Here is a 12,301-nt window from a genome sequence, read left to right as displayed (position 1 = left end):
CGGGGCTTGTCGGATACGTTAGCTGATACTAACGTATTAAGTGTGTTGGATGCCTTGGAGATCGCTGCGGAGCCGAACCGGCGGAGGTTGCTGCGTCTCCTGGCAGGTCATGAACAGGCTGTGGGGGAGTTGGCCGCCCACTTCACGATCAGCCGCTCGGCAGTCTCCCAGCACCTGCTGCTGCTGGAACAGGCAGGCCTGGTAGTTGCGCGCAAGGAAGGGCGGAACAGGTATTACCGGCTCGACCCCGAGGGCATGGGCCGGCTCCGTGCGCTGGTCGAGCAGTTCTGGACCGACGAGCTGGATCTGCTGGCCGCGGACGCCGCCGCGCAGGCAGCAGGCCGGCACGGTTCAGGCAACCCTGCACCACCCCGCTAAATACTTCATTCCAAGACAAAGGACCGCTCAGATGAGCTTCGATAAAACCATCCACCTTCCCGTCGGCGCTGACGAGGCCTTCGCCCTGATCACGCAGCCGGAACGCCTGCGCCGCTGGAAGACGGTCGCCGCCCGGGTGGACCTTCGCGTCGGCGGCGAGTACCGCTGGACCATCATCCCGGGTCACCACGCCGCCGGGACGTTCCAGGAAATCGAGCCGGGCAAGCGAATCGTGTTCACCTGGGGCTGGGAGTCCGCCACGGACCTGCCGCCCGGCGCGTCCACGGTCACCATTACGCTGGAGCCCGTCGAAGGCGGCACGTCGCTTCGACTGGTGCACGAGGGCCTCACACCCGAACAGTCCACGGCACACGCCGAAGGCTGGAACCACTTCCTGGGACGCCTGGTCGCGGAGGCGTCGTCGGATTCCGGTGCCGGCCCGGACGAATGGTCCGCTGCCCCGGACCCCATCGACCACCTCATCGCCGCCGACGCGTCGCTGGCAGTCCTCCTGGGGGTCCTGCGTAAGCTCACCCCGGAAGACCGGGAAAAGCCGACGCCGTGCGAGGACTTCACTGCCCGTGAACTCCTTGGGCACCTGGCGGGGTCGCTGAAGAACATCGGCACCGCCCTGGGTGTCGACGTTACGGACCGCGCCGATGCGACTCCCGAAGTCCGCATCGCCGAACTTGCCCAGCCCACGCTGGAAGCGTTCGCCCGCCGAGGCGTTGACGGCACCATCGACATGGGTTTCGCCAAACTCCCCGCCACCATGGTGGCCAGCATCCTGAACCTCGAGCTGCTGGTCCACGCGTGGGACTTCGCGAAGGCAAGCGGCCAGGACCTGGCAGTGTCCGACGTCGTTACGGATTATGTAGAGGGCCTGGCCGTGGTGACCATCTCCGAGCAGGTCCGCTCCGGCGGCAGCTTCGCGCCCGCCCAGCCTGTCGCGGAGACCGCTGGCAGCCTCGAGCGACTCATTGCGTTCACCGGGCGGACTGTCACCGCCTGATCGTTTCGCCGCCGCAACAACAAAACAACAATCACGAAAGAAGGAACGAAAATGTCCAAGTTTCTCTTCATCTACCACTCCCCGATGACACCCGCCGAGGCCGCGCCGCCGGCACCGGAAGACATGGAAGCCGCCATGGGGGACTGGAACGCCTGGGGGGCCAAAGTGGGCCACGGGCTGATCGACTTCGGAACCCCTTTGGCCAACGGCGTCCGCGTTTCGCCCGGCGGAGCCACCGCGCCGAGCCAGCTCGAGGTCTCCGGATACAGCCTCATCGAAGCCGAGACTGCTGAGGCAGCCCTGGAACTCGCCAAGCAGCACCCGCACCTGAACATGCCGGGCAGCGAAATCGAGGTCCACGAGGCCCAGCAGATCCCCGGCATGTAGCTGCAGCCCTTCTATTCACATCCCGCAGCGTGTCCGCCGCCACACAGCGGCGGACCCCCGGCACCCCTCAGAGTCACCCTGAAAATCAAGGAATTCTCGCCGACGCAACGGCTGGCATGGAGCGATGCCTTGGGAACCCGCGTCTACACGCTGGCGGAGACTGGCCCTGGACAGACCCGGTTCGAAATGTCCGAACGCATCGGCGGTCCGGTGTTCCCGCTCTTCGCGAGGAAGATTCCGTCCTTCGACATCAACTTTGGGACGCGATCACCGGTCTCTGCCCTGTTCTCAGTTCCACAAGGTTGAGGAGCGGCGGTGAGGGTGGTTCTTGTAAACACTTGATGCGCATAAGAAAACTTCAGGCTATGATGGGTATCACACCAGCCGATCAATCCTCGAAGGAGAGCTTCCCCATGGAAGAGCTGCGCATCGAAGCCAACGGCAACCTTGGCCCCATCGATTCATCCCGTATCCCGCGCTATGCCGGCGCCGCAACCTACGCCCGCCTGCCGCGCCTGGACCAGGTGGCCAAGGCTGACGTGACGGTGGTGGGAGTGCCCTTCGACTCGGGTGTTTCGTACCGCCCCGGCGCACGGTTCGGCGCCAACCACGTCCGCGAGGCCAGCCGACTGCTCCGGCCCTACAACCCCGCCTGGGACGTCAGCCCGTTCGAAAACATCCAGGTGGCTGACGCCGGCGACATGGCGGTCAACCCGTTCAACATCAACGAAGCCATCGAAACCATCCAGCAGAACGCCCTGGACCTCACCGCGGCCGGCAGCAAGCTGGTGACGCTCGGCGGGGACCACACCATCGCGCTGCCGCTGCTCCGCGCGGCTGCCGAGCGGGCCGGCGGACCCATCGCCATGCTGCACTTTGACGCCCACCTTGACACCTGGGACACCTACTTCGGCGCCGAGTACACCCACGGCACCCCGTTCCGCCGGGCCGTTGAAGAAGGCATCCTGGACACGGAAGCGATCAGCCACATCGGCACCCGCGGCCCGCTCTACGGTAAAAAGGATCTCGACGACGACCACCGCTTCGGGTTCGGCATCGTCACCTCCGCTGACGTCTACTACCAGGGCGTCCTGGAGACCGTGGCCAAGGTCCGCGACCGGATCGGCAACCGCCCCCTCTACATTTCCGTGGACATCGACGTCCTGGACCCCGCCCACGCCCCGGGCACCGGAACCCCCGAAGCCGGCGGCATCACCAGCCGCGAACTCCTGGAGATCATCCGCGGCTTCCGCGGCATGAACCTGGTGGGCGCCGACGTCGTCGAGGTTGCTCCCGCCTACGACCACGCCGAAATCACCGGCGTCGCAGCCAGCCATGTGGCCTATGAACTGATCACACTGATGGCGGACAATGCTGTTGAAGGTGACCGGTTCGGGGCAGCCAACGGGTACGCCGCCCAGGCTCTCGGCCAAGAAGCCCGCCAACCTGCCGGTTTCGCCGTCGGAACCAAGGAGTAGCCACCACCATGATTGATTTCGATCCGGGCACAGCGGCCCCGACCAGGGGGACCAGCCAGCGCAACGGCGGGGACCTCGTCGTCGAAACCCTGGAAGCGCTCGGCGCCAAGACCGTCTTCGGCATTCCGGGCCAGCATGCCCTCGGCCTGTTTGACGCCATGGGCCGCGGCAATCTGCACTTTGTGTCCTCCCGCGTGGAGAACAACAGCGCCTTCGCCGCGGACGGGTATTCCCGCGCCACCGGTGAGGTGGGTGTGCTGTTCCTGTCCACCGGACCCGGCGCACTGACGTCCCTGGCCGGCCTGCAGGAGGCCTACGCGACGGGTGTGCCCATGGTGGTGGTGGCCAGCCAGATCCCGCTCGAGGGACTCGGCGCCCGCCGCAAGGGCATGCTCCACCAGCTCGATGACCAGAAGGCCTCGGCCGCGAACGTCACCAAGAGCCAGCGCCTGATCCAGCACGCGTCCGGTATTCCGTCGGCCATCCAGGATGCCTGGACTGAAGCCATCTCCTCGCCGCAGGGCCCGGTCTGGCTGGAAATCCCGCAGAACGTTCTCCTGGATCCCATCATGGTGCCCCCGGTGGAGGACGCGCTCGCCGAAGCAGCGGACAACCCGCCCCGCGTGGAGCTGGTCCGGGAAGCAGTGAAATGGCTGTCGACGGCGGAACGTCCCGCCATCATCGCCGGTGGCGGTACCCGGCGTGGCCGGGCCGAAAAATCGCTGCTCTCGATTGCCGAAAAGCTGCGGGCGCCGGTCATCTGCACACCTGGCGGCAACGGCGCCTTCCCTTGGACCCATGAGCTCTCGCTTCAGTCCTGGATCGAGGACCGGCACATGACGGACCTCCTGGAGGATGCCGACGTCCTGATTGTCATTGGCTCCTCCCTCGGGGAAGTCACGTCCAACTACTTCACGTTCGCGCCCCGCGGCCGCATCATCCAGATTGACGCCGAGCCGCGCGTCCTCGAATCGAACAGCCCCGGCCTGGGTATCCGTGCCGACGCCGGCCAGGCGCTCGCCGCCCTCGACGATGCCCTTGTGGCGCCCGTCGCCACCACCCGCAGCTGGCACGGGACCGCCCCGGAGGACCTGGTGAAGGACTCGCTCGCCAAGGTCAAGGCAAGGCTGGAATCCCAGGACCTGGGCAAAGAGCTGAAGTTCATGTCCGACATCCGGGAAGCCGTCCCCGCGGACATGCAGACCTTCTGGGACATGACCATTTCCGCGTACTGGGGCTGGAGCTGCTGGGATGCCCGGCAGGGCCAGTTCCACTCCGCACAGGGTGCCGGCGGCCTGGGCTACGGCTTCCCGGCAGCCATCGGCGGCGCCGTCGGGCTGGAAACAGTCGGCAAACCCGGCCGGGTCCTAGCGGTGTCCGGTGACGGTTCATCCATGTACTCCATCTCCGAACTCGCCACCGCCAAGCAGCACAACATCCCGGTCACCTGGCTGATCGTGGACGACGGCGGCTACGGCATCCTGCGCGAATACATGGTGGGCGCGTTCGGCAAGGCCACGGCCACCGAGCTTGCGCGTCCCGACTTCGTCAAGCTCGCCGAAGCATTCGGTGTGCCGGCCACGCGAGTGGCCCCCGAGGACGTCGGGGACGCGCTCAAGGCGGGCTTCGCGGCGGACGGACCCAACGTCGTCGTCGTCGAAACCCTGCTCAAGATGTTCGGCCCCACCCACCTGGACGACTGAACACCCAGCACCAAAGCACGCGCGAACTGGCAGCTAATACCCTCCCAAGCAAATTTGAGGGTATTAGCTGCCGGTTCGCGCTTGGCGTTTAAGGCCAGTGATCCCGGTCATCTCTTCTTTAGTTTCCCAAAGCAACCATTTATGTATATAGTTGCCTTAGGCAAACAATAGAGGAGCTCAACCATGGCAGTCGCCCCGGACACCGCAGCGGACCTTGTCTACCGCATCTTCGACCTCCAACGGGTGGTCCGATGCGTCGCCGCGGCGAGCTTCCGCGGACAGGACACCGGGGTTGCGCTGCAGGGCGTGCTCAGGTTCGTGGGGGAGGGGGAATCCCGCGCCACCCAGCTGGCGGAGCGGCTTGGCGTCAGCGCCCCCGTCCTCAGCCGCCACATCGCGGACCTTGAAGAGCAGGGTTACGTCATCCGGCGGCAGGATCCCGACGACGGCCGCGCCCAGCTGGTTGCCCTGTCGCCGGCCGGCGCTGACAGACTCCGGAAGATCGAAGAGCGCCGCACGGCCACGCTGCAGGATTACCTCAGCGACTGGAGCCAGGAGGATGCCGAAGACACGGCACGGATCCTGACAAAACTCTCGGAGTCCCTCAAGCATTCAGCCCGGGCACATGCAGTCCCGGCACTTTCAACCGCGCCACCAGCCGCCGCAACCCAGACCCTCCAGGAGCACTGATATGTCGAGCCAACCCGCCGCGCCGCCCTTGGCGATGACCCACCGCCAGATTATGGAAGCCCTGACCGGGCTCCTCGCGGCGTTCTTCACCGCCATCCTCAGCAGCACCATCGTGGCCAACGCGTTGCCCACCATCATGTCCGATCTGCACGGCACCCAGACCGACTTCGCCTGGGTGATCACCGCCGCGCTGCTGGCCAACGCCGTCACCACCCCAATCTGGGGCAAGCTGTCCGACCTCTTCAACAAGAAGCTCCTGGTCCAGCTGAGCATTCTCATCTTTGTGGCCGGCTCGGTCATGGCCGGACTCTCCGAGACCATCCCGCTGCTTCTCACCGCCCGCGTTATCCAGGGCGTGGCCATGGGCGGGCTCACTGCATTGGCGCAGGCCATCATTGGCACCATGATCCCGCCCCGGGACCGCGGCAAATACTCCGGCTACATGGGCGCAGTGATGGCAGTGGGCACTGCCGGCGGTCCGCTGCTCGGCGGATTCATCGTGGACAGCCCGCTGGGCTGGCGCTGGACGTTCTTCATCTGCGTGCCGCTCGCCGTCGTCGCGCTTATCCTGCTCCAGATCACCCTGAAAATCGAGCACATCAAACGCCACGTCAAGATCGACGGGCTTGGCTCCATCCTGCTGACCTCCGGTGTCAGCCTGCTCCTGATCTGGGTTTCCTTCGCCGGAAACCCTGCCTACTACGACTGGGTTTCCTGGCAGTCGGCCGCCATGGTGGGTGGCGGTGTGGTTTTGTTGGCCCTGCTGGTGCTGGTGGAGTCCAAGGTGGAGCAGCCCATCATCCCGCTGAAGATCATCTCCGAACGCACCACCGCGTTGGCCGTCATCGCCTCAGTGGCCGTGGGCATCGCGATGTTCGGTTCAACCACCTTCCTTGGCCAGTACTTCCAGGTGGCCCGCGGCGCCACGCCTACCGAAGCCGGGCTCCTGACGCTGCCGATGATCGCCGGCAACCTGACCGGCTCCGTCGTTTCCGGTCTGCTCATCAGCCGCACCGGCAAGTGGAAGGGCTACTTGATCGGCGGGTCCATCCTGCTGATCGGCGGCCTCGGCCTGGCCGGCACGATGGACCACACCACCGAACTGTGGCAGGCCGGGATCTTCACGGCAATCCTCGGGGTGGGCCTCGGCATGCTGATGCAGAACCTGGTCCTGGCGGTGCAGAACACCGTCCGGGCGTCCGATATCGGCTCGGCCAGCGCGTCTGTGGCCTTCTTCCGTTCGGTGGGCGGCGCGATCGGTGTGTCCGTGCTCGGCGCCGTCCTCAGCAGCCGGGTCAGCGAACTCGCCGCCCAAGGCCTGGCTGCGGCCGGCATCCCGGTGGAGGGCGGGTCGGCCGGAGCCAGCATGGACCTCGTTGACATGCCCGCACCGGTCCGCGAGATCATGCGCGCCGCCTACGGAGACGCCACCGCCGAGGTCTTCTTGATCTCCGCCGGCGTTGCGGTGATAGCCCTGATCTCGGTCCTGTTCATCAAGGAGCGCCCGCTGCGGCGCACCGTTGACATCCAGCCGGAGGCGCAGCCAGGGGCGGGGACCGACGCGGGGGAAAGCGCCGCAGAAAGCGCCAAAGCTGAAAGCACGACGCCGGAACTCGCCTCCGCGAGCCGCTGACCTCAGCACGGCTACTGACAGAGGCGCGAACGGACACTTGAGGCCCCCGCGATCCGGGACCGCAAGTGCCCGTTCGCGCAGGTGGGTGGCCGTGGAACCGCGTGGGGGAGTACGCCGATCGGATGATCTTTACCGTCGATGTTTCGCCCGGGCAACGGATTTCGTAGAGTGGGTAGGCTGAGAAATGTCAGCCCCGTCTGTTACTACTTATCCTCATCATTTCGCGCTCTCGTCCTAAGGATTCACGGGCATGCTTCTCACCCTCATTCGGCGCTACTCCAAACCGTACATGCCATACATCGTGGCCGTCGTTGTGTTCCAACTGGCGTCCACGATCGCAGCGCTCTACCTTCCCAGCCTTAATGCCCAGATCATCGACGAAGGCGTTTCCCGCGGGGATACGGATTTCATTTGGCGGACCGGGTCCGTGATGCTGGTGGTGGCCATTGTCCAGGTGGGCACTGCCATCGCCGGCGTCTACTACGGCTCAAGAACGGCCATGGCCGTGGGCCGCGATCTGCGCCGAGGGGTGTTCCGCAAGGTCACCAGCTTCTCCGCCAAGGACGTGAACACGTTCGGCGCCCCCACCCTCATCACCCGCGGCACCAACGACGTCCAGCAGGTCCAGATGCTCGTGCTGATGGGACTGAATTTCATGGTGGCCACCCCCATCATGTGCATCGGCGGCATCATCATGGCGCTGCGCGAGGACATCAGCCTGTCGTGGCTGGTCTGGGTCTCCGTGCCCGTGCTGATCGTGGTGGTGGGCTACCTGGTGGTCCGGCTTATGCCCCTGTTCCGTTCCATGCAGAAGAAGATCGACCGCATCAACGCCGTTCTTCGCGAGCAGATCATCGGCATCCGCGTAGTCCGCGCCTTTGTCCGCGAACCCTATGAAACCGAGCGTTTCGGCGTTGCCAACAAGGACCTGACGGACGTCTCCCTGAAAATCGGGGCCCTGTTTGTCCTGATGTTCCCGGCCATCGGCATGATCCTGCACCTGTCCACGGCCGCGGTGCTGTGGTTCGGCGGCCAGCGCGTGGATTCGGGCGAAATGCAGGTGGGCGCCCTGACCGCCTTCCTGCAGTACCTGCTCCAGATCCTGATCGCCGTCATGATGGGCACGTTTATGGCCATGATGATCCCGCGCGCCTCCGTCTGCGCGGACCGCATCGGTGAAGTGCTCGACGTCGAACCCTCCATTCACGATCCCGAACGTCCTGAGACTCCCGCCACGCTGGCCGGGGTAGTGGAATACCGGAACGTCACCTTTGCCTACCCCGGTGCCGAGACGCCGGTGCTGAGCAACATCAGCTTCACCGCCAAACCGGGGGAGACCGTTGCCATCATCGGTTCCACCGGTGCAGGCAAAACCTCGCTGCTGGCCCTGCTGCCGCGCCTGTACGACATCGCCGAGGGCGAAGTCCTCCTGGACGGCGTCTCCGTCAGCAACCTGGACCGCGCCGAGATCACCAAGCGCGTGGCCCTGGTCCCGCAGCGGCCATACCTCTTCTCGGGCACCATCGAGCACAACCTGCGCTTCGGCAAAACCGAGGCCACGGACCAGGAACTCTGGGACGCGCTGCAGATCGCCCAGGGCGAGGGCTTTGTCCGCGAGAAGAAGAACGGACTGAACGCCCGCATCGCGCAGGGCGGCACCAACGTCTCCGGCGGCCAGCGGCAGCGGCTCTGCATCGCCCGGGCGTTGATCACCAAACCCAAGGTCTACCTCTTTGACGATTCGTTCTCGGCGCTGGACGTCGCAACCGATGCCAGGCTTCGCGCCGCCCTGAAACAGACCACCGCCGACGCCACGGTCATCATCGTGGCCCAACGGATCTCCACCATCACCGACGCAGACCAGATCCTGGTCCTGGACAACGGCCGGATCGTGGACCGCGGAACGCATGAGGAACTCCTGGAAACCTCACCCACCTACCAGGAAATTGTTGAATCCCAGCTGAGCGTGGAGGAAATGGCATGAGCGCCGCCAAGAAGGTCTCGACAGGCTCGACCACCGAAACGACAGGCTCGACCACCGAAACGACAGGCTCGACCACTGAAACGACAGGCTCGACCACCGAAACGAACCCGGATTCCGTAACTCCGGAAGACCTCCTGGAGGACGACGATTTCTTCGAGGAGGAATACAAGCCCTCCGAGGCCGACGGCGACATGTTCGGCGGCATGCCCGCCAAGAAGGCCGAGCACTTCTGGCCGTCTGCCAAAAGGTTGCTGGGTCTTCTGAAGCCTGAAGCTGTGGGCATCTACGCGGTGGTGGCCCTGGTGGTGGTCTCGGTAGTCCTGAACGTCATCGCCCCCAAGATCCTGGGCCAGGCCATGGACGTTATCTTCGGCGGCGTAGTGGGCAAACAGCTCCCCGCTGGCGCCAGCAAGGAACAGTTCGTGGAAGGCCTGCGGCAGCAGGGCCAGGATAACTTCGCGGACATGGTCTCGCGGATGGAGCTGGTTCCCGGCACCGGGATCAACTTCCAGAAACTCTCGGTCCTGATCGCCATCGTGCTGCTGATGTACTTTGTGGCCAACATCTTCCTCTGGCTGCAGGGCTACGTGCTGAACCGCATTGTCATGAAGGTGATCCGCCGGCTCCGGGACGACACCGAAAAGAAGTTGAACCGGCTCCCGCTGAACTACTTCGACACCCGCCAGCGCGGCGACGTCCTCTCCCGGGTGACGAACGACGTCGACAACGTCCAGCAGGCGCTGCAGCAGGCGTTCGCACAGCTGATCAGCTCGCTGCTGACGGTCATCGGCATCGTCATCATGATGTTCATCGTCTCCTGGCAGCTGGCCCTCATCGCCCTCGTGGCGCTGCCGCTGTCCGGCGTGGCTGCCGGCATGATCGGCTCGCGCAGCCAGAAGCTCTTTGCCGCCCAATGGAAGAACACGGGGGAGCTGAACGGCCAGATCGAGGAATCCTTCTCCGGGCACGACCTTGTGCGGGTCTTCGGCCGTGACGCTGACATGCTGGAACGCTTCGAAGAGCGGAACGAAGCCCTCTACAAGGCCAGCTTCGGAGCCCAGTTCGTCTCCGGCATGATCTTCCCCGTCATGCAGTTCGTTTCCTACCTCAGCTATGTGGGCATCGCCGTCGTGGGTGGCCTCCGGGTGGCCTCCGGCTCGATGTCCCTCGGCGACGCCACCGCGTTCATCCAGTACTCGCGAGAGTTCACGCAGCCGCTGGGCCAGATGGCCGGCATGGCCAACATGCTGCAGTCCGGCGTCGCGTCCTCGGAGCGGGTCTTTGAATTCCTCGACGCCGATGAGCAGGACTCCGAGACCGCCACCGAGCACCTGCCGGCCAAGACCGACGGGCATGTGGAGTTCAACGACGTCACGTTCAGTTACACGGAGGACAGGCCGCTGATCGAAAACCTGTCCTTCACGGCGGAACCGGGGCACACCGTGGCAATCGTGGGTCCCACGGGGGCCGGCAAAACCACCCTGGTGAACCTCGTGATGCGCTTCTACGAGCTCAACTCCGGGTCCATCACCCTGGACGGCGTGGATGTCACGCACCTGAGCCGCTCCGAGCTGCGGTCCAAGGTGGGCATGGTGCTCCAGGACGCGTGGCTGTTTGGCGGGTCCATTTTCGACAACATCCGGTACGGCAACCTGGACGCCACCGAGGAGCAGGTCATGGCAGCCGCCAAGGCCACCTTCGTGGACCGCTTTGTGCGCGCCCTGCCGGAGGGCTACGACACCGTGATCGATGAAGAAGGCAACAACGTCAGCGCCGGTGAAAAGCAGCTCATCACCATCGCCCGCGCATTTGTGGCCAACCCGTCGCTGCTCATCCTGGACGAGGCCACCAGCTCCGTGGACACCCGCACCGAGCTGCTGGTCCAGAAGGCCATGGCGGCGCTGCGGACGGACCGCACCAGCTTTGTGATCGCCCACCGGCTCTCCACCATCCGGGACGCCGACACCATCCTGGTGATGGAGAACGGCAAGATCGTGGAGCAGGGCAACCACAAGACGCTGCTGGCGGCTGAGGGTGCCTACTACCGGCTGTACATGTCCCAGTTCGCTGGTTCCGATGTTGAGGAAACCGTTGTGGACGATTCGACGGCGGTCCACAGCTGAGCGCGCTGGGTACCGACCACGCGTCTGAGAACACGTCCGGCCGCGGTCCAAGCACTCCGGAGTCCCGGCGCATCGAGGTCCTGGTCCCGATGCGCTGGGGCGACATGGACGCTTACGGGCACATCAACAACGTCCAGATTGTCAGGATGCTCGAGGAGGCCCGTATCGCAGCGTTCGGGCCTCCCCGGGGTGCCGGCCTGCCCGGCATCGAACCGGAAGTGTCGCTCTTCAACGACGTTCCGGAGGGAACCCTGGCGCTGGTGGTGGACCACAAGATCCGCTACGTCAGGACGTTGGAATACCGCAACGTCCCGGCTGTGGTCCAGGTGTGGATCGGCGCGGTGAAGGGCGCCAGCTTCGACATCCACTACGTGGTGCAGGACCCGATCACCCGGGAGGAGTGCGTCCGGGCCAGCAGCCATCTGGCGTTTGTGGACGAGGCTTCCGGCCGCGTCCTGCGCCTGACGCCGGAGCAGAAGGAGCGGCTGGCGCCGTTCACCGTTTGAGCCGTTCACGTTTTGAACCGTACGGCGCCGTGCCTGCACACCCGTTGCGCAGGCACGGCGCACACCGGAAACTGGAAATACCCACTAAGGAGAGCGTTGACCATGGCCAAGAAAAACAAAAAGACCTGGAAAGAGATGTCACCGGCGGCACGGACGGGATTCGTGGTCATCGGTATAGGGCAGGTGGCGCTGATGCTGGCCGCCCAGCGTGACATCTCCAAGCGTCCCGCGGCGCAAATCAACGGGCCGAAGGCGGCCTGGCGGGTGGCCGCCCTGATCAATTTCATTGGGCCGATGGGCTACTTCATTCTGGGGCGCAAGCGGCCCGGAGCCGGGCTCGGGGCAGTTAAGTAGCAGGCCTCGGATCTGCACACCGTCAGGGTCTTCGGAGCAGGCACCCAGTTTGA

The 12,301-nt window shown here is 64.9% G+C and carries 11 protein-coding genes; all 11 read left to right on the top strand.

Annotated elements, in window-relative coordinates:
- Nucleotides 1–42: 42 nt before the first annotated feature.
- The 11 genes from CXR02_RS15345 to CXR02_RS15295 all read left to right on the top strand — a co-directional run bounded on the left by CXR02_RS15345 (nt 43) and on the right by CXR02_RS15295 (nt 12,248).
- Nucleotides 43–378: a helix-turn-helix transcriptional regulator gene (locus CXR02_RS15345; protein ID WP_219816439.1), complete on the top strand. Its 336-nt coding sequence runs from the start codon at nt 43–45 to the stop codon at nt 376–378.
- 31 nt (nt 379–409) lie between these two features.
- Nucleotides 410–1,390, top strand: a complete 981-nt coding sequence (locus CXR02_RS15340; RefSeq protein ID WP_104062778.1) for a TIGR03086 family metal-binding protein — start codon at nt 410–412, stop codon at nt 1,388–1,390.
- Nucleotides 1,391–1,441: 51 nt separating this feature from the next.
- Nucleotides 1,442–1,777 (top strand): hypothetical protein, encoded by a 336-nt coding sequence (locus CXR02_RS15335; RefSeq protein ID WP_104062777.1) that lies wholly within the window; start codon nt 1,442–1,444, stop codon nt 1,775–1,777.
- A 413-nt stretch (nt 1,778–2,190) separates the two neighbouring features.
- The gene (gene speB, locus CXR02_RS15330) at nt 2,191–3,255 is read left to right on the top strand and encodes an agmatinase (RefSeq protein WP_104062776.1); all 1,065 of its coding nucleotides are present in this window, start codon (nt 2,191–2,193) and stop codon (nt 3,253–3,255) included.
- Nucleotides 3,256–3,263: 8 nt separating this feature from the next.
- Nucleotides 3,264–4,958, top strand: coding sequence for a thiamine pyrophosphate-binding protein (locus CXR02_RS15325; RefSeq protein ID WP_104062775.1), 1,695 nt, complete (start codon nt 3,264–3,266; stop codon nt 4,956–4,958).
- A 183-nt stretch (nt 4,959–5,141) separates the two neighbouring features.
- A complete protein-coding gene (locus CXR02_RS15320) occupies nt 5,142–5,648 on the top strand; it encodes a MarR family winged helix-turn-helix transcriptional regulator (protein WP_104062774.1) in 507 nt (168 codons plus the stop codon).
- Between the two features lies 1 nt (nt 5,649).
- Complete coding sequence (locus CXR02_RS15315; RefSeq protein WP_104062773.1) at nt 5,650–7,281, top strand: MFS transporter; 1,632 nt, start codon at nt 5,650–5,652, stop codon at nt 7,279–7,281.
- Between the two features lie 250 nt (nt 7,282–7,531).
- A complete protein-coding gene (locus CXR02_RS15310; RefSeq protein ID WP_104062772.1) occupies nt 7,532–9,265 on the top strand; it encodes an ABC transporter ATP-binding protein in 1,734 nt (577 codons plus the stop codon).
- A 191-nt stretch (nt 9,266–9,456) separates the two neighbouring features.
- Nucleotides 9,457–11,388: an ABC transporter ATP-binding protein gene (locus CXR02_RS15305; RefSeq protein ID WP_104062771.1), complete on the top strand. Its 1,932-nt coding sequence runs from the start codon at nt 9,457–9,459 to the stop codon at nt 11,386–11,388.
- Between the two features lie 89 nt (nt 11,389–11,477).
- Nucleotides 11,478–11,894, top strand: coding sequence for a thioesterase family protein (locus tag CXR02_RS15300; RefSeq protein ID WP_104062770.1), 417 nt, complete (start codon nt 11,478–11,480; stop codon nt 11,892–11,894).
- Between the two features lie 102 nt (nt 11,895–11,996).
- On the top strand, nt 11,997–12,248 hold the full coding sequence (locus CXR02_RS15295; protein ID WP_104062769.1) for a PLDc N-terminal domain-containing protein: 252 nt from the start codon (nt 11,997–11,999) through the stop codon (nt 12,246–12,248).
- Nucleotides 12,249–12,301: the final 53 nt, after the last annotated feature.

It is taken from the genome of Arthrobacter sp. 4R501, from assembly GCF_002929755.1.
Taxonomy (GTDB): domain Bacteria; phylum Actinomycetota; class Actinomycetes; order Actinomycetales; family Micrococcaceae; genus Arthrobacter.
The sequence above is the reverse complement of the archived record's forward strand: the minus strand, read 5'-3'. Positions and strand labels throughout refer to the sequence as shown.